Below are 26,985 nucleotides of genomic sequence, written 5' to 3'. Positions count from 1 at the left end.
TTACACAACCACTTGGTAGCAGGGGATATATTCTTCCGTCGGTATTTTCATCCGTTTCTGAGCGACAAATGAACGCAAGAGTGCGTCCAGCGGTTTCATAATCTGCGGGTCGCCACAAATCTGATAAGGGCCTTTTTCCGCAACCGCGTGAATACCATGTTCTTTAACATTGCCATCGACAATGCCCGAAAAAGCCTTGCGCAGGTTAGCGGCAAGCAGGTTGGGCGCCAGCCCCGGGCGCAGGCTCAATTGCGACATGGATTGATGGGTAGGGTTAAACGGCGACTGTAAATCCTGATCGATTTTCAACACCCAGTTGTAATAATACGCATCGTGGGTTTGCTTGCGGTAGTTGCGCACCACATCCATTCCCGCGCGCATTTTCTGCGCAACAAGCACAGGGTCGTCGAGAATAATTTCGTACAAACCCTGCGCCTCTTTACCGAGAGTGAGACCAATAAATTCATCGATCTGGCCAAAGTATTCAGCCGCGCTCGCCGGGCCAGAAAAAATCAGAGGAAACGGCAGGCCGCGATTATCGGGATGCAACAGAATGCCCAGCAAATAGAGAATTTCTTCTGCCGTACCCACCCCGCCTGGAAATACCACAATCCCGTGCCCCAAGCGGACAAATGCTTCGAGGCGCTTTTCAATATCCGGCATAATCACCAGTTCGCTGACAATCGGGTTAGGTGATTCCGCCGCAATAATTCCCGGTTCAGTGATGCCGATATAGCGCCCTTGAATACGCTGTTTCGCGTGGCCAAAGGTTGCACCTTTCATCGGCCCTTTCATGGCGCCAGGGCCACAGCCGGTACAAATATCCAGCCCGCGCAACCCCATTTGATAGCCGACTTCTTTCGAATAATCGTATTCAACTTCGTTAATTGAGTGGCCGCCCCAACAAACTATGATTGACGGCGACCTATGCACTTTTAACACTGACGAATTGCGCAAAATCTGGAATACACCGTTGGTGATTCCCTCTGAAGAATGAAAATCAGCGGCGCTGTTTTCCAGCAATTCGTTGTTGACGTAAATAATATCGCGCAGCGCAGAAAACAGATGCTCTTTGATACCCTGAACCATTTCCCCGTCAACAAATGCATTACCGGGCGCGTTTTTAAGGTGTAACTTGATGCCGCGCTCTTGCTGCACTACATCAATTTCAAAATCGCGAAATTGCTCCAACACCTGCTTGGTATTATCGGTTTCGGCACCGGTATTCAGTGCTGCCAACGCACAGCGGCGAAATGTTTCATAAACCGCCGCATTACTTTTTTCTACCAGCCGCGCCACTTCCAGTTGCGACAAGACATTCAAGGTGTTGTCCGGGGTAATTAGCGCCGATATTTTCTTACCGGCAGCACCGATGCTCACGGAGTCGAGCATACTGTTTTCCTTATTTCAGCTTAATTTTTTAGTGAACGTGGCCGTGATCGATTTCTTCGGCAGTGGCTTCACGCACAGCTTCTACAGTTACATCGAAGTTCAATACTTTGCCTGCCAACTCGTGGTTGCCGTCAATAGTTATACCGTCCTCGGCAACGTCTTTGACCACCACAAACTGTACTTCACCGGACGGCCCCTGCGCCTGAAACTCCATCCCGACTTCGACTTTTTCAATGCCCGTGAACATGTCTGCAGGTAGCGTTTGCACTAGTTCTGGCTGGTATTCGCCGTAACCGTCTGCCGGTTGCACGGTTACCAGCTTGCTGTCACCAACAACACAACCTTCCAGCTCCTTTTCCAGACCGGGAATGATATTGCCGGCGCCCGCCAGGTAGTTCAGCGGTTCGCCACCACTGGATGAATCGATTACCGCACCTTCTTCATCGGTAAGCGTGTAGTGGATGGAAACAACGCAATTGTCTTGGATTTTCAAGAGGGACTCCTGGCTGCCAACAGGCAGATATGATGTATTCAAAACTGAAGTTTAACGCAGATGCCGGTGCGATAGCACGGAAAGAGGGTGCGCTGGAAGGGATGTGCGTGCTATCCCGCACCTGACACGGGATAGCACGGGCAGCAAACTAGCCTTTGTTTTCGCGGTTGTCGATCAGATCGTCGACAACTGTCGGATCGGCCAGGGTTGAGGTATCACCCAGCGCGTCCACTTCGTTGGCGGCGATCTTGCGAAGAATGCGGCGCATAATTTTGCCAGAGCGGGTTTTCGGCAGACCAGGCGCCCACTGGATGACATCCGGTTTGGCGATCGGCCCGATTTCTTTTACACACAGGGCCACTAATTCCTTTTTCAGCTCATCGCTGGGCTCTTCGCCCACCATCAAAGTGATGTAAGCGTAGATGCCCTGCCCTTTAATATCGTGCGGATAGCCCACCACGGCCGCTTCAGAGACCTTTTCGTGTAGAACCAAGGCGCTCTCGACTTCAGCAGTACCCATGCGGTGCCCGGAAACATTGATAACGTCGTCGACACGGCCGGTAATCCAGAAGTAACCATCTTCGTCGCGACGGGCGCCGTCACCGGTAAAATAATATCCGGGGTAAGTGGAAAAGTAGGTTTGCACCAGGCGGTTGTGGTCACCGAATACCGTACGAATCTGGCTCGGCCACGAAGATTTAATCGCCAGGCTACCCTCGCCTGCACCAACAACCTCTTTGCCGTCACCATCAAGCAACACTGGCTCTACACCGAAGAACGGCAATGTTGCGGAACCCGGCTTAAGCGCAATCGCGCCGGGCAGCGGCGTCAGCATATGTGCGCCGGTTTCCGTCTGCCACCAGGTATCCATAATCGGGCAGCGACTGTCGCCGACAACCTTGTAGTACCAATCCCAGGCTTCCGGGTTGATCGGCTCACCCACAGTGCCCAATATTCTGAGTGTTTTGCGAGAGGTTTGAGTAACAAACTCATCGCCCTGCCCCATCAGTGCACGAATTGCCGTCGGTGCAGTGTAGAAGATGGATACGTCGTGCTTATCCACTACTTCCCAGCAGCGCGCGGCCGTTGGGTAGGTCGGTACCCCTTCAAACATCAAGGTGATTGCCCCGTTGGCCATAGGGCCGTACACGATATACGAGTGGCCAGTCACCCAGCCCACGTCTGCGGTACACCAGTAGACTTCACCATCCTGATAGTCGAATACATACTTGTGCGTCATCGCTGCCTGTAACAGGTAGCCACCGGTGGTGTGCAGCACGCCTTTTGGCTTTCCCGTTGAGCCGGAAGTGTAAAGAATAAACAAAGGGTCTTCTGCATCCATCGGCTCTGGCGCACAGTCTGCCGACGCTTCAGCCATGGCATCGTGGTACCACACATCATGGCTTTCATCCCAGGCGACATCGCCACCGGTGCGTTTTACCACCAGCACCGTACTCACCCCGGGGCACTGTGCCACGGCCGTATCGGCATTGGCTTTCAGTGGAATTTTACGGCCACCGCGCACGCCTTCGTCCGCCGTAATAACCACCTGACAGTCGGAATCCTGAATACGGTCTTTGAGCGCTTCTGGCGAGAACCCGCCAAATACAATGGAATGAATCGCGCCAACGCGTGCGCACGCCAACATCGCATAGGCGGCTTCAGGGATCATCGGCATGTAAATGCATACGCGATCACCCTTTTTCACGCCGCGTGTTTTCAGCACATTGGCCAGCTTACACACCTGTTCGTGTACTTCTTTATAGGTCACTTTCAGGTCGTCGCTGGGGTCATCACCCTCCCAGATTATCGCGACCTGGTCGCCGCGCTCGGCCAGATGACGGTCGATACAGTTTGCTGACACATTCAGCTTACCGCCGTCAAACCAGCGGGCCTCACCTTTTACGAAATCAAATTCCCGCACCTTGTCCCATTTTTTATCCCACGTCAGAAACTCCTCCGCTTTCGCGGCCCAAAAGGTTTCCGGGCTGCTAATGGATTCCTGATAAAGGGTTTCGTATTCGTCTTTGGTAATGTGCGCAGAAGCAGCGATGGCTTCTGAAACGGGGTAAAGGTTGGTGTCTGCCATGGTTTGACTCCATTGGATTAGCCGCTGAATGCGAGCCTATTTTTATTGAATAACATTAGACAACCTGAAGCGAGATGGTTCGCGGGCGACTTTGCCAAGCGCTACGCTAGTACGCACTTTCTAGTCTTTATACAGTGTAGCGCTACCATAGACGCATATTTAACAGGTTAGAGCTTCTTAAACCCTAGCAAAAAATGGGGTCACCCGTGTATTGGACTTTGGTTGAGGCAGGGAGTTTTTTGGCCGGTCACCTGCATAAAAGCCGCACGGCAACAAACCAAAAAGCCCGCATCACAGGTATGACACGGGCTTTCGAGGATAGTCAAACTGACGTCTCTGGCGGGCTAAGCCACCTGGACGGGAATCGTATTACTGGTTCGGTTTACACTGTTATCCGAGTTCAAATAAACCAGTTTTGGCTTGTGGCGATCGGCCTCAGCTTCTTCCATACCGGCATAAGCAGCGATAATAATGCGATCGCCCACTTGAACCTTGCGCGCCGCCGCACCGTTCATGGAGATGGTTTTGGAGCCTGGCTCTGCCAGAATCACGTAGGTAGAGAAACGCTCACCATTGTCCACGTTGTAGATGTCTATCTGCTCGAACTCACGTAAACCGGCGAGTTTCACCAGGTCTGCATCAATTGCGCAGGAACCGTCGTACCAGAGCTCTGCCTGGGTTACGCAAGCCATGTGCAATTTACCTTTCAGCAGCGTAATTTGCATAATTTAATGCCTCTGTTGCCTCTCACTCACCAGCCAGGTTGAGTGACAGGTTATCAATTAATCGTGCGCCCTCAGTATACATGGCGCCAAGTAGGGTGATATTCAAATCATCGCTGGCCGCAGGAGCCAGCGTTTTGCTGTTACAGATGGAGACATAATCCGGGCGAAACCCCGCTTCTTTTATGCGCGCCTTGGCGGCGGTTTCCAGCGCGGGGTAGTTCCGCTCTCCCGCCAATATCTGCTCGCGCAGCCAGCTCAATGACCGATGCAGTTGATTTGCATTGGGCCTCTCTTGTGGCGTGATAAAGCTATTGCGAGAACTCATCGCCAGGCCATCCGCTTCGCGGACTATATCACCAGCAACAATATCCACCGGGATACACAGGTCCTCCACCATGCGGCGTATTATAGCCAACTGCTGGTAATCCTTAATACCAAACACCGCGATATCGGGCTGTACGATATTAAAAAGTTTGCTAACAACCGTCGTTACCCCTTCAAAATGGCCCGGCCGACTTGCGCCACAGAGCACATCGGCCATCGAGGGCACGATAACCCGGGTTTGCGCATCCATACCATTGGGGTACATCTCCTTTTCGTCGGGATAAAACAGAAAATCGCAGTTAACCGCCGCGAGTTTCTGAGAATCTGCCTCGATTGTGCGTGGATACTTATCCCAGTCCTCATTCAGCCCGAATTGCAATCGGTTGACAAACACACTGACGATAACCACGTCTACAAGCGATTGCGCCTGCCGAACCAACGCAATATGCGCGTCGTGGAGGTTGCCCATCGTCGGCACAAAACCGACTGTTTTGCCCTCAAGTCGCGCCTGTTTAAGGGCCTCGCGGACACTTTGGATATGGTGAAAGGTTTTCATAAAAGGGAGTGTAGCTGGCGGAGGGGGGATGTTAATACACGGACAAGGTTGGAACAACCTTGTCCGTGTGGAACGCCGCCTCCCGGCGGCTTCTGGGGCGCGGGCGTCGCCCGCTACTGGGGCGGCATCATTGATGCCTTAAGGAACGTTCGCCAACGCTCACTTCTGGGCGGATACGGCGCTTTGCTTCGCTCGCGCTGAAAAACACGCCCCCCCCGCAGTGAGCAACCCGAACATTCCCAGAAGCGAGCCAAAGCGAGCGTTCCCAGCAGCGAGCAAAGCGAGCGTTCCCAAAGTGAGCAACGCGAACGCCCCAGCAGTGAGCAACGCGAACGTTCCCAGCAGCGAGCCAAGCGAGCGTTCCCAGCAGCGAGCAACGCGAACGTTCCCAAAGTGAGCAACGCGAACGCCCCCAAAGCCCCCCCTAATCCCTAGCCATATACTCCGGAGCCAGGTTGTCGAAGCGGGTGAATTTGCCGAGGAAGGCGGCGCGGCAGGTGCCTATTTCGCCGTTCCTTTGTTTGCCGATAATCAATTCGGCTACGCCTTTCTCGTTGCTGTCTTCGTTGTAGTACTCGTCGCGATAGATAAACAGGATCACGTCGGCATCCTGCTCGATGGCGCCGGATTCACGAAGGTCGGAGTTCATGGGGCGTTTGTTGGGGCGCTGTTCCACGCCACGGTTGAGCTGGGACAGCGCAATCACCGGGCATTCATATTCTTTCGCCAGGGCTTTTAGCGAGCGGGAGATTTCGGAGATTTCCTGGGTGCGCCCTTCGCTGTTGCCGGGAATCTGCATCAACTGTAAGTAGTCGATCATAATCATGCCCGGCTCGCCGTGCTCTCGGGCGAGGCGGCGAATCCTAGCGCGGACTTCCGCCGGGCTGAGGCCGGCGGTATCGTCAATAAACAGCTTCTTGTCTTTGAGTTTGGCAAACGCCGACTGCAATTTGGGCCAGTCTTCGTCGGCCAGTGCACCGTTGCGCAGGTTGCCCTGATCGATGCGCCCCACCGAGGACAGCATCCGCATAATCAGCGAGTCGGCGGGCATCTCCAGGCTGAACACCAGCACCGGTTTGGGTTGTGTGAACAGCGCCGCCTCAACAAAGTTAAGTGCCAGCGCTGTTTTACCCATGGACGGACGCGCAGCGAGAATAATCAGCTCGCCACTTTGCCAGCCGGATGTACGCTGATCCAGGTCGCTCAACCCGGTCGACAACCCGGTAATATCGCTGTCTGACTGAAACAGCTCGTCGATCTTGTCGGCGGTTTTTTTCAGCAGCTCGTTAATGGCCGCAAAACCACCCTCTTTGGGTCGCTCTTCGGCGATTTCCAGAACACGCTTTTCCGCCAGTTGCAGCAGATCATCCGAGCCCAGGCCTGCAGGGTTAAAGCTGGCCCGGCTGATTTCGGTTGCAGCGGAGATCAACTGTCGAAACGTTGCGCGCTCACGCACAATTCGCGCATAAGCCGCCACGTTTGCCGAGCTGGGAACGTTGGTTGCCAGATCCACCAGGTAGTCCAGGCCACCGACCGCCTCTAGTTCATCGGTCTGGGTCAGGTATTCCGAGACGGTAATCACGTCGATGGGCTGGTCGCGTTCAATAAGCTGGAACATGGCCGCGTATATTTTACGGTGCCCGCTTTTGTAGAAATCGCCCTCAGCAATCTGCTCGGAAACACCGTCGAAATTGCTCGCATCCTGCATCAAACCACCCAGCACCGACTGCTCCGCTTCCACAGAGTGAGGCAACGGCATGGATTGCTCCAGCCCAAGGCTGGCGGGGGGATTTTCTGATGAGAACTCGGCTTGCGACATAAGTATCCAGTTTTAAAACGCAAAAAGGCGCAGTTTATCGACGGTGGTGCCGCCAGTAAACTGCGCCTTAGTGTAGCTTATATCCACCGCGCCTGAACGCGATGTTCCGCGATTACTCGGCGGCGATAACCAGCTTAATCGCTTGAGTAACGTCAACGTGCAGCTGAATATCCACTTCGTATTCGCCCACTTCACGCAGCGTACCCTGAGGCAATTTCACTTCTGCTTTAGACACTTTAATACCGTCTGCGGTGATTGCATCAGCGATATCGCGAGTACCAACGGAACCAAATAACTTACCTTCGTCACCGGTTTTAGCGACGATGGTGAAGGTTTCTTTTTCCGCCAGCAACTTAGCGCGGCCTTCGGCAGCAGTACGACGATCGCTAGCCGCTGCTTCCAGTTCAGCGCGACGCGCTTCAAATTCAGCAATATTACTTTCGGTTGCAGCAATTGCTTTACCTTGAGGTACCAGGTAGTTACGACCGAAACCGGCCTTAACTTTAACCTTGTCACCAACGGTGCCAAGCTTGCCAACTTTTTCGAGCAGAATAACTTCCATCTCGTTTTCCTCTAATGTTTATGCAGCTATTTCGGCTGCACTAAATTAAATCGTTTTCGGTAATCGATCCAAACATCGGTAAACCCCAGGAGGGATACCAGTAACCCTAAAGGCGCAATCAGTACCAGGCCAAAGTAAAATGCGACCAGCGGCCAGATGCCCAGCTTTTTGGCGGCGACAAAGCAGTGAATAAGGCCAATGCCCGCTACCAGCAGCGGCATGCCAAACACCAGCCCCCAAAAGCCGTACTCCAGACCGTTGAACTCCGCAATCACCACACCGCCAAGCGCGGCAGTGGCCAGGGAGGCGTTCAACCGCAAGCTGTGAAACTCGGTGCGAAAACCACCGGGGTTAAACAGCATCGCCTGCCACCAACGGGCAAGCGCAAGACCGGCAAATGTGGTTAACGATATCCACATCGCGATCACGCCAGCGGCGCGTGCGGTCGACCAGTTTGTCAGAAGCGCCGTCTCTGCAGACGGCGGATTCTGGGCCTGCGATTCCAGCATGGTTTGGAAAAACGCGACCAACTGACTGGAGATATCTTCTACCAGTAGTACGGCAACCAGCGCAGCGAAGCTGCTCAAGGCAACTATCGCGGCCAGCGCAGCGGACCAGGACACGGTATAACGCAGCATAACGGAGGACAAATAGGCCACCACCATTACTTCGATACCTGCCACGGCCATAACTTTGGCAACATCACCTGCCCAGAGGGCGGCGACAGCAGGAAGGCTCGCCCAGAGGGTAATAATCAAGCCTTCCTTCCAACCCTTGCGCAGGGTTACGAGCCCGAGGGCTCCCTGGGATAACAAGGGGACCCAGCTCCCCAACAGGGCCATGATCACCGCTTGCACGCGACCACGCATTATAAAATTGGCCAGCGCACGCATAGTGAACGTCTATCAGCCCCTGAACCGAATTACTCGTGTGAATCAGTGTAAGGCAGCAGGGCCAGGTAACGCGCGCGCTTAACCGCGGTCGCCAGCTGACGCTGATACTTCGCCTTGGTTCCGGTAATACGGCTTGGTACGATCTTGCCGGTTTCGGAGATGTAGGCTTTCAGGGTTTCCAGATCTTTATAGTCGATCTGCTTCACGCCTTCGGCGGTGAAACGGCAAAACTTACGTCGACGGAAAAAACGGGACATGATTATTCCTCCTCACCAGTAGTGTCAGTGGATGTCTCCTCTTCGGCAGACTCTTCGCTCTCAGACTTCTCAGTCTCAGTAGCGGCAGCGGCTTCAGCAGCACGACGCTCAGCGCGGTTTTTGCGCTCGCGGTTTTCTTTCTCTGCTTTCTGGATAGGAGATTCTTCAGTGACAGCTTCGTCGCAACGGATAACCATGTTACGCAAAATGGCATCGTTGTATCGGAAGTTGGTGGTCAGCTCTTCAAGAGCCTGGTCGCCACATTCGATGTTCATCAGCACGTAGTGTGCTTTATGAATTTTGTTGATGGAGTAAGCCATTTGACGGCGACCCCAATCTTCGAGGCGATGAACGCTGCCGCCGCTGTCTTTAACAGCTGAGGTGTAGCGCTCGATCATGCCGGGCACCTGCTCGCTCTGGTCAGGGTGGACCAGGAACACAATTTCGTAATGACGCATTTTCGCTCCTTACGGGTTAGTAGCTTCCCGCACGATACAAACTGATACGGTGAAGCAAGGAGATCGCACCGACGCCCAGAAATGGCTGTCGGGCGGGTTTAAGGGTGGCGGATTCTACGGAGAGAGGCGCGAATTTGCAAGTTTTTTGTACAGCAAAGCACAGCTAGCGGGCGTTGCGTTGACGCAATACCTCGAACAACACTACCCCAGTCGCAACCGACACATTCAAACTGGAGACAGAGCCCATCATCGGGATTTTAATCAGCAGGTCACAGGTCTCTTTGGTGAGCCGGCGCATACCGTCACCCTCCGCACCCATAACGATCACCCTTGGGCCAGTGAGATCGGCACTGTAGATGTCGGCGTCTGCCTCACCGGCAGCGCCGGCAACCCACAGACCTGCGTCCTGCAATTTATTCAGCGCGCGCGCCAGGTTAGTAACCACAACCAGAGGAACGGTTTCGGCGGCACCGCACGCAACCTTGCGCGCAGTCTCGTTTAGCCCTGCGGAATTGTCTTTGGGAATCACCACCGCGTGCACTCCGGCGGCATCGGCAGATCGCATACAAGCGCCTAGGTTATGCGGGTCTGTCACCCCATCCAGCACCAGAATAAGCGGGTCTTCCTCCATTTGCGCAATTAAATCCAGCAGGCCCTTCTCGTCGAGCGCCTTGCCGGGCTTGGCGTAAGCAATAACGCCCTGGTGGTTGCCATCGCCTGCAGCCGACTCCAATTGCTGGCGATTCACCAGGCTCACTCGCACCCCGTGCGCTTCGGCCATGGCCAGCAATTTTTTTATGCGCTGGTCCTGGCGGTCTTTGACCACCTGCAGTTCACTGATACGTTGCGGGGCGGTTTTTAACAAGGATTGCACGGCGTGAATGCCGAAAATAACGTCTGTTTTCATGAATAGGTTAATCTGGATAAAAAATGGATCAATGGAATATAAACGATAGTCACCACGGCTGGTTGACGCACAGGGTTAACCCCAGAAAGGCAAATTCGAGCAGGCTGAACCGGGCTTGCACCGCAAACCCAAATCCACAATCGCTAGATGAAGAGACTAGCTAGCTGGCTAACATTATCGGCCAAGCCTCTGAGCGAACCTGACTAAAGAACCTTGAGCGCGACTAAAACCGGCAGTTGCACATACCAGCAACAACAGCAGCCAATTACTTGCGCGTTTTAGGCGCTTTCTTTTTCTTCTTGCCGCTGGCCTCTTCCCGCTTAGCATGTTTTTTCTTTTTAACTTTTTTTGCTGGTTTTGCTGGTTTTGCCGATTTCGCGGGTTTGCGTTTTTTCGCTGGCTCGGCCGTAGCGTCCACGGGCTTTTTCGCGGATCGCTTCGCCGGTGACGCCGCTTTGTCCGCCGCTTTTTCAGCCGAGTCGCCAGCAGGCGCTGCCGCCCGCTTGCGCGGTACCCGGCCACCGGACTTTCGCGCAGTTTCCGCTTCATAGTCCTGCGCCAGGGATTTCGCCTGCTCACTCACCTTCACGCGCACTTTTTTACGCGGCTTAATCTGGTTTAGTTCGAAGTCGATCTTGCGCTCGTCGAGGTTAACCCGCACCACCTGCACGCTAAGCTCGTCGCCCAAGCCAAACACACGGCGCGTACGATCGCCGACCAGACGGTGGTGGGCGGGATCAAACCGGTAGTAGTCTTCCGGCAGCGAGGTGATATGCACCAGGCCTTCCACATATACGTCTTTCAGCTCAACAAACAGACCAAACCCGGTGACCGAGGCCACCACGCCATCGAACACTTCGCCTACGCGATCTTTCACAAATTCACATTTCAGCCAGCTAATCACATCGCGCGTGGCATCGTCTGCGCGGCGCTCGGTGAAGCTGCACTCATCGCCAAAACTCGCCATATCACCCGCGGTATAAGGGTAGATCTGCGCTGCAGTGAGCGGCGTGGCGCCCTCCACCCGCACCACTTTTTTGGTATCGAGATTAGAGCGGATCACCGACCGAATAGCGCGGTGCACCAGCAAGTCCGGGTAGCGGCGAATCGGCGAAGTAAAGTGCGCATAGGCATCGTAGGCCAGGCCAAAATGGCCGCGGTTTTCCGGCTGGTAAACCGCCTGATTCATACTGCGCAACAACACCATCTGAATAATGTGCGCGTCTGAGCGCCCCGCAATGGCTTCCATCACTTGCTGATAATCCGCAGGGGTGACCTGCTCAGACCAGGGAATGCGAATGCCCAGCTCCGCCAGAAACTGATACAGCATGTCAATTTTTTCCGCCTTGGGCGGCTCGTGCACACGAAACAAGCCGGGAAGCTTGTGAAACTCAATAAACTTGGCCGCACACACGTTCGCCGCGAGCATGCATTCTTCGATCAACTTGTGGGCATCGTTGCGTTCGGTGGGCACAATTTCGCGAATCTTGCGGCCTTCATCGAATAGAATACGGGTTTCGCGGGTTTCAAAATCGATAGCCCCACGCTCCTCCCGTCGCGCGCGCAACTGCATATAAAGATCGTGCAAACCATCCAACTGCTTCACCACATGGTGAAACTGTTGGCGAATACCGCTGCGCGGTTTGTCCCGCTCAGCCAGTACCTGCCCGACCTGGGTGTAGGTCAGCCGCGCATGGGAATGCATCACCGCTTCGTAGAATTTATACCCGCTGACCTTGCCTGCCGCACTGATGGTCATCTCACAGACCATGCACAAGCGGTCCACTTGCGGGTTAAGCGAACACAACCCGTTAGACAGAATTTTCGGCAGCATGGGCACCACATAATCGGGGAAATACACCGAGTTGCCGCGTTTTTGCGCTTCAATATCCAGCGCGCTGCCAGGTGTCACATAGTGAGACACATCCGCAATCGCCACATACAAACGCCAGCCTCCGCTGCGCTTGGCTTCGCAATAGACCGCATCGTCGAAATCCCGCGCATCTTCCCCGTCAATCGTCACCAGCGGCAACTGGCGTAAATCCACGCGATGCGCTTTATCGGCTTCCGCCACCTGATTGCTGAAATCGCGCACTTGCTCTTCCACGGCGTCCGGCCACTGATGGGGAATTCCGTGGGAGCGAATCGCCACATCGATCTCCATGCCCGGCGCCAGATGGTCGCCCAACACCTCGGCAATACGTCCGGCGGGCATATTCTGCCGATCCGGCTGTTGCAGCACTTCAACCACAACAATCTGGCCATTTACGGCCCCACCGGTTTGGTCCGGCGGCACCAGAATATCGCGGCCAATGCGCGGGTTATCTGGCCGCACATAAAAGATGCCGCGCTCGGTGGTAAAACGCCCCACCAAATGCTGGGTGTTGCGTGCCAGCACCTCCACAATCACACCTTCCGTGCGCCCGCGAAAGCCGTCCGGCTCCGGCCGTACCAGCACCTCATCGCCATCAAACACTTTGCGCATCTGCCGGTTGGTGAGGTAAATATCCTCGCCGCCTTCGGTGGGAATCACAAACCCGTAGCCGTCGCGATGCCCCTGCACCCGCCCGCGCACCAGCGCCATACGATCCACGCGCCCATAGGCCCCCTTGCGGTTGGACATCACCTGCCCGTCACGCTCCATCGCGATTAAACGTCGCCGCAACGCTTCGATGGCGTCTTCATCCGTCAGCTTCAGTTCGCCGCACAGCGCCCGATGGCTCATAGGGCCAGATGCATTGTCTAGAACATCGAGAATGAATTCACGACTGGGGATGGGGTTGTCGTATTTCTGCGCCTCGCGCGCAGCGTGGGGATCTTGCAGCTTAAGTGTTTTGCGTCTGCTCAATGAAAGGGTCCATGTAACGAAAGGAAGGAAAAACTGAAGTCACTATAACAAATAATAGGCATTGCGGTGCCGCCCACCTCATTGACAGCATAGATCAAAAAAAAGTTCTGGCAGGATTGACAAGGCGCGCGTGGCGCAATATAGTTCGCGCCCTCATAAGTAACGAGCACTGTTCGTTACCACGCCCAGGTGGTGAAATTGGTAGACACGCTAGCTTCAGGTGCTAGTGGCTTCACGGCCGTGGAGGTTCAAGTCCTCTCCTGGGCACCATAATTTCAAAAGGCTGATCCGCAAGGGTCGGCCTTTTTTTATGGGCACCCGATTCCCGATTCCCGATTCCCGATTCCCGATTCCCGATTCCCGACTCCACCGATTATTTAGCTGTTCTTCAAAGCGCCCAAAGATCCGGATCATTAAAAAACCGACGTTAAGCCCATACCCTACCTGCAGCATACGACCTGGAATAGACGTTCCGCAGCGAAGCCCCGCAAGCATTGCGAACCGTACTCTATTTGCTTTTAATATCTGCTTTTAGTATCCGCTTTTATTAGTCGTGGCGAACAGCATGGTAGAGAGCGTCGCCCGTGCAGTTGGAACGCCAGAACCTCGTACGCAGACTGGATAAACCACTATTAATGTCTGTACTGAATAGCCACAGCCGTAGATAACCACCCTGTGATGGAGTTTTACTGGTCCACAACCGCAGATGACCTGCCTTTGACTGGGTTCTACCAATCTACAACGACCAATCACCAGTCTTTGATCAAATTTTCGCGATCTCCAACCATAAATGACCGCTCATTGACTGAGTTTTACTGGTCTACAACCCCAGACGACCAGCCTTTGGCCGGGTTCTACCAATCTAAAAATACCAATCACAAGCCTTTGATCGAGTTTTCGCGATCTCCAACCGTAGCTGACTAGCCTTTGAAACCGGTTGACCCACATTTGACCGCCAGCGACCCCATATTTGCGCCACCGTGAAATATTTGACGCCAACATATCGTCTTGCAAAGTTTATCGGCTAGAGGCGTGATTTAGGCCCTTCCCCCTTGAGCACACAATCTAAGATTTTGCGACTGCCGTGCTCAAGTTAAACACCTGTTAAATTTTCCGTCGGAATTAGTGGCGCCTCATAAATCAAAAATAACCCGCATCAAAGAAGCACAGGTAATTGGCACAAAAAACCCGCCCATTTCGACACTTAAATCAACACAACAGGCTCGTTTCTTAGTTTAGATTGGACGAATACTTGCTTAGAGGCATTGTTGATTTTATGGCTAGCTGGATTGGTGACGAGCTTTATTAACCGGTGAACGAGATACTGGTTTTGGAATTATCTTTCTGGCTTGTGTTTGGGTGCAGTCTCGCACGATCTAGTGGGGGGAGCAGCCATCGTATTGAAGCGATGCGTTGCTAATGTTATGCGCCTGAAATTTAGTTTGTTCGCGCTCAGTGGTATTGAGACAGGAATGGATCTGTTGGAGTGGTGTGCTCTGAGTTAGATAGCATATTTGGGATGAATAAAATACTAGCCTACGCCCTGTTTGGACTTATACGGAAATATTCCGTGTTTAGTCTGAATTTGCGGAGTTTTTCTGGCTAATAACATTGTTAGGGTTCATATCGTTGGCAAAGGCGCAGGCAATCAAAATAATATTTGCACTAGTTATTGGTAGTGTCGGTCATATCTTGTTCATGGCTATAACGAGACCCGGTTTTAGTGAAGCACCGTTAGAAATGCTGAGGTTTGGGGTTAATACACTCGAGATATTTCTTATTATATATTTTGTTGTTCCGATCGCGTTCCTGCATATATTGGAAAAGAGAATGAATATCGGCCTTTCGTATTCTATAGGTGTTAATTCAGTCAGGTTCTTTCTCGTAATGTTATTTTTATCGTACAACCGAGAGTTTTTAAACCATGGAATATTCATTTGGAAATATTCGTTCAAATGGTGGTACTTAAAGAAAAATATTCCATATATTATGCCGTGCTTATTGGTTGGAGTGGGGTATTGGCTTGGTGGAAAGGTATACACCCTAACAAGTGGGTCAACCTGATGCCGCATGCTACGCTTCGTTTTGGGGTGGCTTCGCCACTTTACCCCAAAACTACGCTCCACATGCAGCACAGGTTACCCAAGCGTTATGTCCGTTATTTCATGGGATAAGGAATAAAGTATGTTTGACACAAGACCTAAGCCATTTGTATTCGTGTTAATGCCTTTCTCAGAAGAATTTCGGGATATATATGAGCTCGGAATTAAGTCGGCATGCGAACTTGCGGGTGCGTATTGCGAGAGAGTTGATGAGCAAATATTTGAAGAGCGTATGCTAGACAGAATATACAATCAGATAGCGAAGGCCGATGTCATCATATCTGATATGACTGGAAAAAACCCCAATGTATTCTACGAAACTGGGTATGCCCACGCTTTAGGAAAGCGAGTGTTGTTGCTTACACGTCAAGCAAATGATATTCCTTTTGATCTGAAACATTTTCAACACGTGATATATCAGGGAAAAATCACCTATTTAAAAAATGAACTAGTGAGGCGAATTGAATGGGCAATTAACCACCCCAAAGAGAATAGTGAAATATTTTCTACATCAATACGCTATATGGTTCAGGGGGTGGAAGTGATTGACGGCGCACAGTCTTATATCGTGGAGCATTTTGATAAGGAGTCTCGTTCACTTGAAAGGACACTTCAGCTAGATTTGTTTAATCTTTCCGATGGAACGATAAATTCTGATCAAGTTAGGTTGTCGTTAGATATTGATTGCTATTCTGGCGCAAGTGCCAGCTTAATGCCCGATGGAAAATATTTACATCGACTTCCGATTAAAGAAGATATATATCCAGGCTCCCATATATCGATTAGATTGGATTTGCATGTGCCTCAAGGTATTGATCATGATGCACTAATCAGTGAAGGTGTAAAAGCCACGCTTCATGAATCTACGAAATTTGGAAAAATGAGTAGAAATCTAATTTTAAAATTGGTGACACAAGAGCGATTAGAGGTGATTACACATAACAAAGAATTGCAGCGGACAAGCCGCTGAATTCGACGTTAGGCAATCAAAAATCATGAATTGGATACGCACCATGTTTTCACGGAAGAAAGGCGATTCGGTAGTTCAAAAAATCGAAAATCCACCTGTGCCTGAGGGAGGGCAGAAAACGGCAAAAATTACCGCAGATAATCCAATTACTAGTTCAGAGGAAGATGCGCTTGGACGACTCAAGCCTGCCTCATCGTTTGCTGAACAAGTATTAACTCTTGACTCTAGCGAAGGAGTGGTTGTTGGTGTTTTAGGCCCCTGGGGATCTGGGAAAACGTCTTTCGTAAATCTATCTCAATCTTTTCTCAAGGAATCAGGCGTAACAGTACTTGAATTTAATCCATGGATGTTCAGTGGAGCAGATCAACTTGTTCAATCGTTTTTCATAGAGCTATCTGCCCAACTAAAGCTCCGTCCGGGCCTGTCTGAAATTGGAGAACTTATTGAGGACTATGGTGATACTTTTTCTGGCTTGGGCTGGTTGCCACTAGTAGGGCCATGGATTGAACGAGGTCGAGTCGTAACGGATCTCGTTGCTAAGGCATTACAGCGCAAAAAAGAAGGTGTTAAATCAAGTCAAAATAGGGTGCGTCAATCCCTCAAGAAAATAGATAAACCAATAGTAGTTATATTGGATGACATAGATCGCCTATCGACCCAAGAAATACGCGATGTGTTCAAATTAGTCCGATTAACCGCAAACTTCCCGAATATCATCTATTTATTAGCTTTTGACCGATATCGTGTCGAACAAGCTCTGGGAGAGCAAGGAATTCCAGGGCGGGACTATCTCGAGAAAATACTCCAAATAGCAATCGACCTACCTGCCGTTCCTGAGCATGTACTAAATACGCAGATATTTAACGCAATTAATGGTGCGCTCGCAGATGTCGAGAATCCAGGGAATTTTGATTCAGACCTCTGGCCAGATGTGTTCATGGAGGTGATTCGTCCACTCATAAGGAATATGAGAGATGTTCGTCGATATGCGGCAGCCATACATGGCACCGCAAGAGACATAGGTGGTCAAGTTGCACTGGTTGATGTACTAGCATTAGAAGCAGTACGCGTTTTTCTCCCAGATGTATTTCATAGTTTGCACACTTCTGTGGATGGGCTGACGACGACCTCAGGCGGATATGGCTACCGTGAAGACCCCCCAGAACTGAAAAATCAGATCGATAATCTGGTAGCAAAGGGAGGAGAGCACGAGGAAAGCATACGTAACTTGATCAGGCGATTGTTTCCGGGTGGCGAACGGCATTTGGGAGGCTCACATTACGGTGGAGATTGGACTAACCGTTGGCTCAAAGAAAGGCGGGTAGCTCATGTAGAAGTGCTTCGCTACTACTTAGAGCGCGTTGCGGGTGAGAAACTACAGGCTTTCTCTGACGCCGAGATTGCTTGGTCGTTGATCACGTATAAAGCTGAGTTCGAGACATATTTGAAGTTGCTGCCCTTAGATCGACTACAGGACGTTATTTCGTCACTTGAAGCGTATGAAGATGATTTTGCTGATCAGCATGTCATCCCCGGTACGGTGGTTTTGCTAAATCTGCTTCCACAGCTTCCAGATCGTCAACGCGGAATGTTTGATCTAGACACACGACTGGTTGTCGGAAGAGTTGTTTACCGTCTGGTCCGCGCACTTAAAGAACCAGAAGCCATTGAGGCAGCAGTTAAGGAAATACTGCCCCAAATAAAATCTTTGTCGTCAAGGCAAGAGCTTATAACTGACGTTGGTTATCAAGGATCTGGTCACAAGCTGGTTTCTGAGGAAGCCGCGAAAGCTTTTGAAGTGGAATGGCGAGCCCAGGTTCGTTCTGCCAGCCCCGAAGAACTAGCAAGCGAAACCGATCTACTCAGGACGATGTTGCTTGTTAAAAGGGAAGCAGATCCAGACGAGCCAGATCTAATGGTTCCGGACAACACGGATATCACATATGCTCTACTGAAAAGCGCAAGAAGCGATGTTCGAATTCAGTCAATGGGGAGTCGTGCTGTGCGTCTGAAGCCGAGACTTGCATGGGATATATTGATCGATCTATATGGCGATGAGAATGTACTGCGAGATCGAATCGATCAGCTAAAAGCGTCTCCACCGGATGAAATTGGGGATTTATTTGAGTTGGCAGATAAATATCTTTCTGGGTGGAGGCCTAAAGATTTTGGAGATGAGTAGCAATCGACGAAATTTGCCTAACAATGCCGTCAACTCGGACGCATTTCCCGGTCGCTTCGCTCTCTGCAAATGCGCCGGTTACGGCTGGCGTTAAACGCCTAGGAGAACTATGGAAATATCTAGCTCTGCTGTAACTGGTGCAATGAGAATTGGTGTTCAAGTTGTTAGCTCTGATAGGCTTGCTGTACTCGAAATATATCATCAAGTTAGAAACCGGTTCGGGACAGAATTCGAATCCGAAATTCCCAAAAAAGCTTCTAGCGAAGAAACGATCAAGCAAAAAACTCGATTACAAGACATCCTCATTGAGGTTTCCCTCGTAAATATTGGAGGCTCTAGGGCTGAGAACATTAATCTTGCTATCTCTGGAGATTTGAGACGCAACCTTCCAAGGGAAAGTTCCGGAGATTTATTTGACGTAATTATTCCACAGTTGGCTCCGGGGCAAAGTCGTTTTCTATTTAAATTTGATGAGTTCGACCTTAACGAATATCCGGAAGGTGGTGGCACGCCAACTGGGATAAAAAATGAATCCTTCACAATTCATATCGAATATGATTCTGGCATAGGAATTATTAACTGGCTAATATCTAGGTGGTCAAAGCTTAGAGGAAGAAGACGCTTTCACGATGAATATGCCTTTTTTCCTAAACTGGTGACAGGTGAATTACCACCAGCAGGGTATGCACCATGAAGCGTTTAACAAGGCCACAAAAAATCGCGCTTTCAGCGCTGGACTCGCAACAAGTCGCTCACCCTTTATGGCGGCGTTAGGGCAACTTTAGGAAAACGAATTGAGTATTGAATCAGCAAAAAAAGAACTCGAATCCGCCAAAAGAGCCGTAGAAGCAATGAAAAATGCAGAGTCATTCGATATTTTTGATGAAGAATGGCGTGATTTTTTAAATTGCCTAGAAAAGGTCTGGGTAAAAACTGAGCGTGGCTGTCAGCACATTAAAAATAGTTTTCAACCCTGGCAGGGTAGATACTCTGCACTCAGAAGGAAAGATATGCTATTGCGGTATCTCAAGCAGGCCAGAGATGCAGACAATCACTCTATACAACCAGTCGCCGAATACAAAGCGGCAAACAGAACACTAGATTTTATCAACGCCAAGGGTGGCCAAATTAAAAATCTCGTTATTGAGGGAGGTCAAATCGTTCACTATGAAGGTGACCCACTTGTTGTTCGTAATAATCCTGCAAGCATACAAGCAATTCGAGTTAAAAACTCAGGAAACTGGTACAACCCCCCAACGTCACATCTAAATAAAAAAGTTTCTTCTTTGCATCCAGTTCATCTAGCCGAGCTTGGAGTACAATTCTACGAAGCATTTATTAATGACACCGAATCTACATTTTTTAGCTAGATGCCCTAACAAGGCATATGACGGAGAAATGATGAGTTCGATTGACTGGTTTTGCAAAATATTCAGAATCGCAGGAGTTAATTTTCCTGGCTCAGCTTCGCTCGTACAGTTTCAATCTGAATTAGATTCTGCTAAGTAGGCAGAGAAAATTGATAGGTTGACTGACCCCATCAGTTATTTGCATGAGGATGTCGCTTTAGTTTCAAAGGAGATTTACCAAGTTCTGAAAGAAATAAACGCTCCATTATTAAAATTTGAAGAAGATTTTTACACAAGATTTTCTATACCGCTAGCCGTACTGGAGAAGTCCGGATTCATTAAACATGAGACTATTTTGGCATCTCGAATTCCCGCAGGAACCACTCTGAAGGATCCGAGTTCTGTTATATACATGTGTCCACTTGCTGAAAATAAGGCAAAAATGGTAGAGGCAATAGATCTTGTCGACGGATGTGAACCTGGAGTATGGATTGACGGTAAAACCTTATCTGCATCGCTAGATCTACCAGATTTTGTGCTGAATTCAATTTTCAAAATTTATGAAGCGAAGGGTTATGGGCTGGTATCTAAAACTATTAATGAGTGCAAATATCTTGGTAAGACCTAACAAACGACTCATGTGCTCATAAAATCGCGCCTTGTATAAAAGCGCTATGCGCTACCTAGCTAGGTCAAACAGAATAGAGGACAACCTAAATATGAATGTAGAAATAAGTGAAAATAGTGACGATCCAGAGCCAACTGACAATAAATGGTTTTTGCTCGTTGAAGAGTTTCGCGCAAGACATACTGAAATACTTCACTATCAAAACGAGACAAAGCAAATAGTTTTCTGGAGCGTTGCTTCCACTGGCGCACTGTGGGCTTGGGTTGTTCAAAACAAATCGAATGCAGATGCGCAAATATTTATGAGTTTTGTGATATTTCTACCTCTAATTATAGTTTTATATTGTGGCCTGAGGTGGAGGCTTCTAGAACATTTTATTGAAACTAATTCAAAGTATATAAGAAGCGACATAGAACATTTTTTTCAGAAAAATTACTGGGGTGGGAGGCATACGTACAATGCGAAAAGGAAAATAGTAAAGATGAGATTTTTTCACTTGGAAAAAAGACGAGGCTTCAAAATTTAAACAGGAAGCTATCGATTGTTTTATGGTTAGCTCTCTTGATCTTTAATGCGATTGGAATAGGTATAAACTTATATACCCGCCTCTAGCATTTGATAAAATCGGTTGTTATAAAAAGCTTAACAAAGTTAATTTGAAGTCAGAGCTATCCGAGATTGAAGTAGACATTGGGTTACTTTGGGGTATTATCTTCAAAGCTCAGTACCCTGTTAGCGATCGATTTAGTTTGTATGCGAAAGCTGGTTACAATGAGGTTACAGGAAGAGCCGAGGCGTTGGATTACAATATAAGCTCTACTGATACTGAGTCCGACCAACTTTATGGGCTAGGCTTTTCTTTTGAAATAAAGAAAAAGAATCAACTGTATATTGAGTATGCGAGCTACATACACGATTCGGAAATAGAATTTGACGGCGTCTCAATTGGCTACAAATATAAAATTTAACGACTAAGAATACGTGTAAGCGTCGATTTTTTTTGGCCAACTAATACCGGCTTTTTTCACAGCCGCATGAACAAACCGATTACTTACAATTTGCCATAGGATTTAGGTATATCTACATTATTCGACGCTCTTGCTATGTAAAAGTACGGCGAATATTTCAGATGCTCTGGCGTACAGCACTCAGAGGCTATAGGTAAAATATAATGCTTCGTTTTATAGATGCCGAGAGCAAGCACAAAGACCTTCTTCGTGATACCCTAATCTCATCGAAAGGTTATTGGGGTATACCCAAGAGCAGCTTGACCAATGGCGAGCTAACTTAAAGTTCGAGGACACATATATTGCTCGCAACATTGTAAAGCTAGTACTGGACGATACCGGAGCAGTTGGATTTTTCGCATTAATTAAGGGCGAAGTTAACGAACTCGACCACCTTTGGCTCTTGCCAAGAGCTATTGGCAAAGGTTACGGAAATAAGGTATTTGAACAGATTCTCTCGGAGTTTGCTTTACTAGATATAACGGAATTCTACCTAACATCTGATCCAGATGCTGAAGGATTTTATTTGAAAAAAGGAGCATTTAAGGTGGGGGAAGTTTACAGCGAATCTCAAAATAGAATGCTTCCCAGGATGAAGTACGTCATAGTAACACGCACCTAACAACCCCGCACCATGCAAACACCTCGCGCGCCTAACACAGTAAAGTCGCGCCAGTTATTGAGGTGTAGTGCGAAATTGGGAACAACATATTATGCTGGAATTGAGACCTACTTGCGAACATTGCAACACACCCTTGCCGCCCGAATCATCAGAAGCGATGATATGCAGCTACGAATGCACTTTTTGCAAAAGTTGTGTGGAAAACATAATTGAAAACGTTTGCCCTAATTGTGGTGGCGGGTTTTGTCAGAGACCAATTCGCCCCTCCATTAATCACAAGGGCAACAATTTTCTTGGCAACGATCCCGCGTCCACAGTTATACAACATCGAGCCGTTGATATACAAAAGCACAAACTATTTGCAAGGGACATTAAAAATATAGACCCGAAGGACCGGTGAGCATCAAATAAGCAACAAGACTTTGAAACTTGTTCCACGGCTTTTGCCCAGGATTGCACAGCCAAAGCAGCAGTGTTTTTGCTGATTTTCTTCGAAGATTTTTGAATAGAAAAATCACCGCTGCGGCCGCAAATTAACACCGCATTGGAAGTGCCCCAAAAAACCAATACCACGTCGATAGCACAAGCCATTAAGTGATGGAAATAAGAATATCGAGCACCACAGCGCCCAACCCTCAGCGAGACACAATATTGTTATTCATTTAGATGAGCCAATAAGCCCGAACGCGTTCGATTCGTGAAAACTCCCGAGCGCCCACGAATCCTATCGCGGCCCAAATGGAGCCGCGTTTGAGATAAAAACTCTATGGAGTTTAACCCCCACCAAGCGCCTTGCGGAATGTCCGCTCCGCACTCTCCGCGTAGTAGATTTCCATCGCATCCAATCCTATTTTCAAACTTGTATCCTTGAGTGCTCGAACATCCAGATTGCCATTAGCTTTGGATAGCTCGCTAAGTTTTTCCAAATTCTCGGCAATCGGTGTGGCATCATCACGCCCATAGGTCAGCAAAACCGGGATTTTGGTTTTTGCGAGTTCGTCATACACACTGAGTCTCTCGAAATCAGCTCCTTTTAGCTTTCCGTCTGCTGCGAGCGAGTCCCAAAAATTTCGTGCGTACCAGTAATCATTCTTTTTTAAATACTTGTAGTAGGCTTTTGGGTTTAACGGTGCAGAAAATAATGCAGCTCCCGAAAATAGTTCTGGCTTTCGCTTTAACGCCAGTCCAGCAGTAAAGCTCGAGTACCAGGTATATGAAAACAAGAATATTTTTGAATCCTGGTAACGTGGCTGTGAATGTACCCATTCAACCGTAGCGACCAAATCATCCGCCATATACTGAGGTAACTCCCCTTGCTTACCGTAGAGATAATCGACACCTCGTCCAGAGCAGCCACGATTATTAGTTTGATGCACTGTAAACCCTCGTGTCGCAAAAAATTGGGCATACGAATTGTAGGCCACCGCATAATTGCTTTCTAAACCAGGGCAAGGAATTAAAATTACTGGCGGGTTATCGTTTGCAGCGGTCGTGTTTGTGGTAATTCCATACAACGTTGTTTCCGGTGTTTTAAACTGGTATGCCTCTGGTTGATTGAGCACATAGCCAGTTCTTTCTTTTGCAAATTTAGCGACACTGATCAACTGACCGTTCGCCACATCCAAAACCTGCTCTATATAGGTATCAGTTGTGTTTAACGCTTCGACGTTACAAAAATTTAAACCACGGTCACAGCTTGTAATTAAGTTTTTTAGCTCAGGCTGTTTTTTATCCAATATTTTTTGGATTCGCTCATAATCTTTATCGAACCATTCCTGCTGCCAGCCGAGGTCATCCCTGTAACGTATGCCGGCCAATACCCCCAACTCGGGGCGAACCTCAATCACTACATCGCTTGCCCAACCAATATCAACACCCGCTTTCTCCTTAATCACCCTTACGATGTCACCTGTTTTGGGGTCAAGTTCAACGAGGCGGTAGTAACCTGTACTGCGGTTTTCAGCTATATAAATATTATTGCTTTTTGGCGCGTAGCCAATAATTTGGTACCGATGCTTTTCCCTTTCCTTCTTATTAAATACAAGAGGCTTTTTACTGGGAGACAGAACAGGATTCAACTCACCGCTTTCGCTATCAAACCAGAAATATTGTCTTTCTTTTTTCGTCTCTTTCAAACCTACCCGCGGAACACCCAGGCTGTCCACGTACCAATCACTAACGCCGAGAGCTCGACCGTCGGCTAACACACGCTTTTCTCCAGTGCGAAAATTATATGCGTAGAGCAAGCTTTTATCGTCGCTACTCGCCTCCAGCAGGACCTCTCCTTTGTCTCCGGGAATCAAGCCCCCCAAGTTCCAATATTTGTACCTTCTATCTTCATACGAACCCTTTTTATCTATTACCCTATTTACCATAACCTCAAGATTTGAACCGCTAGACTCCATCTTAACGATATAGCCATTTTTCTCATAAGCGATTACCTCATCAGATAGCCAAGTAATATCCCGATACTTATACTCCTTATCTACTTTAAAATTGTATTTAATTTTTTTGTTAGGAATGTCGTACACAGATATCGAAGATCCATCCATTTTCCAATGCTTAATCAGTAAATATTTTCCGGATGGAGACAGTTTAAACTCGCCAAATTTAAACCCAGAAAAAAGAACACTCGAAGGCACAGGCTCTCGCAAGCGATCATCGCTCGCCTGCGTAAACATGGTTAATAAAGATACAACCAACAGAAGACCTAGCGCTCTCATTTCGCCTCCTCGAACATCTTAAGAGCCTGCTCAACAAAATAGATGTTATTACTCGGATTTTTAAATCCATGTCCAACATTTTTAAATCTCTGAGTGCGAATATTAGGGTTCTTTTTACGATCTAGTGCCTTTTTGAATTTATCGAATTGATCTACAGGTACTATAGGATCTTTGTCACCGTGCGCAATGAGAAGTGGTATTTTTATATTCGCCATATTTTCTGACGGAGAAGCGGCAGCCAGTTCTTTCTTGTTACTTTTCGCATCGCCTACCAACGTGTTCCAGTACTCATAGGCAAAATCGTAATCTTCTTTTTTGTAAAATTTTAGCTGCGCATTCAGATCTAACGGAGAAGCCATAGAGACTGCGGCCTTGTATAAATCCTTATACTTTATCGCGCTCATTATTGCTGCGTAACCACCATAACTGTAGCCATAGATGTAGACACGGTTGCGATCAACGTCGCCTTTGTCTATTAACCATTGTGCGCCATCGGCAATATCGTCGAGCATTACACCGTTTAAACTCTGTTTCGCAGCCAGCATATACCCGCGGCCCAAGCCAGCAGACCCCCGAAACTGCGGTTGTAATACGGCATATCCTCGCGTAGCGAAAAACTGGACTTCAGGGTCGTAGCCATAATAATCTCGCGCCCACGGTCCACCATGAGGCATAACTACCAGCGGAGGAGGTGCATCTGAACTGACAATAGGGGATGTCAGGTAGGCATATATATCTGTTCCATCTTTCGATTTATAGCTAACGAACGACGTGGTGGCCAATGTATGATCAACGTAAATTTCAGTATCGTCGGAAACGACGGTGAAGCGCTTTTTATTTTTTATAAAGATTGACGTTTTTCCAGGTACTTGCTCACTAAAGCTAAACACCACATAAGAATTTCTATCGTCTGTCCAATCCATTATTAAGTTTGACGTATTTGGGTAAAAGCCATCAATAGTTGCTTGAATAGCTTTCACATCTTCGTCCAACCAAATGGTTACAGGCCGCTCCGCAGAATAGCGGATACCGGCAAGTTGCTTCTTGTTACTATCGAATATAAATCCATTGTAAAAAATTTCGTGACTTTGTGGATTTGCGATATCGAAGCGCTTATTTTCTGCAAGCACTTTTACTATTTTCTGTTTTTCTAGATTATATTCGACGTAGCGAAACTTGTCCTTTTCGATGTTTTCGGTGAGATACATCGACTTTCCATCAAACGAGAAAGCATTAAAAAATACGCGTTGATTTACAAACGACCGCCCGTCATAAGCTAGCGAGTTTCCCTCAATCATCATCGGCTTCAAAAGTAATTTTGTCTCGTCACTTCCTTCTACTTGAAACACTTCAACCTGACCTTTTTTATATCTATAGGCAAGGCGCACGTTACCCTGCATATCGGTAGACCATTCATGAATCTTATGTTTTCCGCCGTTCGCAATATCTGTTTTTTCGCCAGTAAATATATTGAACTTTGAAATGCTGGCGTAGCCTTTAATGTCTTCTCCCCGCAAGAGAATATTCTCTGCATCGTTAGGCAACATACTGGCGATAGACCAGCCTCGCCAATGGCGCATGACATCGTACCAACTGTCTATACCTTCCATGTCATATATGTGGTCCATCAACACAACGTTTTCAGTGCCCGCCGTATTCACCGATTTTATCCGGCCGGCCATATTGTATATAAGACGAAATTCGTCTATCCAATAAAATTGAGTTACTACGTCCGACCCCAGATTAAAACGCGCTTTTATCTCAAGTTTATCTACGTCGACAATGTTCAGGTAAACGGTTTCACCGGAGAGTGTCAGGTATGCCAGCTGCTTCCCCTGCGGCGACAAAGCATGCATATGAGCCTGATTGGGGTTGAACAATACCCCTGCCGGTATCGGGGAGTACTCCTGAGCAATCGCTTTTGGTATTAGAAAAAGGATGAAGAGATAGGTAAAGAGGGAGATAATCGAGAATGCTTGTTTCCGAACTTGCATTGTGTTTTCCTTGGTTCCGTATATCAATAGGCGAAGCTATCAAATATCCGCAAACGCATCAAGAATTTACAATGTCTAAGTCCAC

The 26,985-nt window shown here is 48.7% G+C and carries 23 protein-coding genes and 1 tRNA gene; 10 read left to right on the top strand and 14 right to left on the bottom strand.

What is annotated here, in order from left to right:
- The 12 genes from ppnN to rnr all read right to left on the bottom strand — a co-directional run bounded on the left by ppnN (position 1) and on the right by rnr (position 13,323).
- Positions 1–1,392, bottom strand: a complete 1,392-nt coding sequence (gene ppnN, locus TERTU_RS02425; RefSeq protein WP_015818757.1) for a nucleotide 5'-monophosphate nucleosidase PpnN — start codon at positions 1,390–1,392, stop codon at positions 1–3.
- A gap of 28 nt (positions 1,393–1,420) precedes the next feature.
- The gene (locus TERTU_RS02420; protein ID WP_015818461.1) at positions 1,421–1,885 is read right to left on the bottom strand and encodes an FKBP-type peptidyl-prolyl cis-trans isomerase; all 465 of its coding nucleotides are present in this window, start codon (positions 1,883–1,885) and stop codon (positions 1,421–1,423) included.
- A 148-nt stretch (positions 1,886–2,033) separates the two neighbouring features.
- On the bottom strand, positions 2,034–3,974 hold the full coding sequence (acs, locus tag TERTU_RS02415) for an acetate--CoA ligase (protein ID WP_015817863.1): 1,941 nt from the start codon (positions 3,972–3,974) through the stop codon (positions 2,034–2,036).
- 344 nt (positions 3,975–4,318) lie between these two features.
- Positions 4,319–4,699 carry an aspartate 1-decarboxylase gene (panD, locus tag TERTU_RS02410; RefSeq protein WP_015819579.1) on the bottom strand — a complete coding sequence of 127 codons (381 nt, stop codon included), beginning with the start codon at positions 4,697–4,699 and terminating at the stop codon, positions 4,319–4,321.
- Positions 4,700–4,721: 22 nt separating this feature from the next.
- Positions 4,722–5,579, bottom strand: coding sequence for a pantoate--beta-alanine ligase (gene panC, locus TERTU_RS02405; protein WP_015818998.1), 858 nt, complete (start codon positions 5,577–5,579; stop codon positions 4,722–4,724).
- A 424-nt stretch (positions 5,580–6,003) separates the two neighbouring features.
- The gene (dnaB, locus tag TERTU_RS02400; protein WP_026160638.1) at positions 6,004–7,398 is read right to left on the bottom strand and encodes a replicative DNA helicase; all 1,395 of its coding nucleotides are present in this window, start codon (positions 7,396–7,398) and stop codon (positions 6,004–6,006) included.
- A 112-nt stretch (positions 7,399–7,510) separates the two neighbouring features.
- On the bottom strand, positions 7,511–7,960 hold the full coding sequence (gene rplI, locus TERTU_RS02395) for a 50S ribosomal protein L9 (RefSeq protein WP_015817830.1): 450 nt from the start codon (positions 7,958–7,960) through the stop codon (positions 7,511–7,513).
- A gap of 26 nt (positions 7,961–7,986) precedes the next feature.
- A complete protein-coding gene (locus tag TERTU_RS02390) occupies positions 7,987–8,853 on the bottom strand; it encodes a YybS family protein (RefSeq protein WP_015817170.1) in 867 nt (288 codons plus the stop codon).
- Between the two features lie 29 nt (positions 8,854–8,882).
- Positions 8,883–9,110, bottom strand: a complete 228-nt coding sequence (rpsR, locus tag TERTU_RS02385) for a 30S ribosomal protein S18 (RefSeq protein WP_015816942.1) — start codon at positions 9,108–9,110, stop codon at positions 8,883–8,885.
- 2 nt (positions 9,111–9,112) lie between these two features.
- Positions 9,113–9,568 (bottom strand): 30S ribosomal protein S6, encoded by a 456-nt coding sequence (rpsF, locus tag TERTU_RS02380; protein WP_015817441.1) that lies wholly within the window; start codon positions 9,566–9,568, stop codon positions 9,113–9,115.
- Positions 9,569–9,731: 163 nt separating this feature from the next.
- Positions 9,732–10,475 (bottom strand): 23S rRNA (guanosine(2251)-2'-O)-methyltransferase RlmB, encoded by a 744-nt coding sequence (gene rlmB / locus TERTU_RS02375; RefSeq protein WP_015820274.1) that lies wholly within the window; start codon positions 10,473–10,475, stop codon positions 9,732–9,734.
- A 265-nt stretch (positions 10,476–10,740) separates the two neighbouring features.
- A complete protein-coding gene (rnr, locus tag TERTU_RS02370) occupies positions 10,741–13,323 on the bottom strand; it encodes a ribonuclease R (RefSeq protein WP_015820720.1) in 2,583 nt (860 codons plus the stop codon).
- 183 nt (positions 13,324–13,506) lie between these two features.
- Here rnr and TERTU_RS02365 point away from each other — a divergent pair.
- The 10 genes from TERTU_RS02365 (at position 13,507) to TERTU_RS21165 (ending at position 22,583) form a co-directional block, all read left to right on the top strand.
- Positions 13,507–13,593 (top strand) — tRNA-Leu (locus TERTU_RS02365).
- Positions 13,594–15,507: 1,914 nt separating this feature from the next.
- A complete protein-coding gene (locus TERTU_RS21055; RefSeq protein ID WP_015819054.1) occupies positions 15,508–16,395 on the top strand; it encodes a TIR domain-containing protein in 888 nt (295 codons plus the stop codon).
- A 43-nt stretch (positions 16,396–16,438) separates the two neighbouring features.
- On the top strand, positions 16,439–18,577 hold the full coding sequence (locus TERTU_RS02345; protein WP_228378244.1) for a KAP family P-loop NTPase fold protein: 2,139 nt from the start codon (positions 16,439–16,441) through the stop codon (positions 18,575–18,577).
- A gap of 109 nt (positions 18,578–18,686) precedes the next feature.
- Complete coding sequence (locus TERTU_RS02340; RefSeq protein ID WP_015818237.1) at positions 18,687–19,271, top strand: hypothetical protein; 585 nt, start codon at positions 18,687–18,689, stop codon at positions 19,269–19,271.
- Positions 19,272–19,371: 100 nt separating this feature from the next.
- Positions 19,372–19,947, top strand: a complete 576-nt coding sequence (locus TERTU_RS02335) for a hypothetical protein (protein WP_015817535.1) — start codon at positions 19,372–19,374, stop codon at positions 19,945–19,947.
- 157 nt (positions 19,948–20,104) lie between these two features.
- Positions 20,105–20,554, top strand: a complete 450-nt coding sequence (locus TERTU_RS02330; protein ID WP_041590024.1) for a hypothetical protein — start codon at positions 20,105–20,107, stop codon at positions 20,552–20,554.
- A gap of 91 nt (positions 20,555–20,645) precedes the next feature.
- Positions 20,646–21,080 (top strand): hypothetical protein, encoded by a 435-nt coding sequence (locus tag TERTU_RS02325; RefSeq protein WP_015820002.1) that lies wholly within the window; start codon positions 20,646–20,648, stop codon positions 21,078–21,080.
- Between the two features lie 130 nt (positions 21,081–21,210).
- Complete coding sequence (locus tag TERTU_RS02320) at positions 21,211–21,522, top strand: outer membrane beta-barrel protein (protein ID WP_228378243.1); 312 nt, start codon at positions 21,211–21,213, stop codon at positions 21,520–21,522.
- A gap of 277 nt (positions 21,523–21,799) precedes the next feature.
- The gene (locus TERTU_RS02315) at positions 21,800–22,183 is read left to right on the top strand and encodes a GNAT family N-acetyltransferase (RefSeq protein WP_228378242.1); all 384 of its coding nucleotides are present in this window, start codon (positions 21,800–21,802) and stop codon (positions 22,181–22,183) included.
- Positions 22,184–22,274: 91 nt separating this feature from the next.
- The gene (locus tag TERTU_RS21165; RefSeq protein WP_080516685.1) at positions 22,275–22,583 is read left to right on the top strand and encodes a DUF1272 domain-containing protein; all 309 of its coding nucleotides are present in this window, start codon (positions 22,275–22,277) and stop codon (positions 22,581–22,583) included.
- A gap of 373 nt (positions 22,584–22,956) precedes the next feature.
- On the opposite strand, the gene TERTU_RS02310 is transcribed toward TERTU_RS21165, so the two are convergent.
- Complete coding sequence (locus TERTU_RS02310) at positions 22,957–24,906, bottom strand: alpha/beta hydrolase family protein (RefSeq protein WP_015817614.1); 1,950 nt, start codon at positions 24,904–24,906, stop codon at positions 22,957–22,959.
- Positions 24,903–26,900, bottom strand: coding sequence for an alpha/beta hydrolase family protein (locus tag TERTU_RS02305; protein WP_015820131.1), 1,998 nt, complete (start codon positions 26,898–26,900; stop codon positions 24,903–24,905). The genes TERTU_RS02310 and TERTU_RS02305 overlap by 4 nt, the downstream gene beginning before the upstream one ends.
- Positions 26,901–26,985 lie beyond the last annotated feature (85 nt).

This window comes from Teredinibacter turnerae T7901, from assembly GCF_000023025.1.
GTDB lineage: Bacteria > Pseudomonadota > Gammaproteobacteria > Pseudomonadales > Cellvibrionaceae > Teredinibacter > Teredinibacter turnerae_B.
The sequence above is the reverse complement of the archived record's forward strand: the minus strand, read 5'-3'. Positions and strand labels throughout refer to the sequence as shown.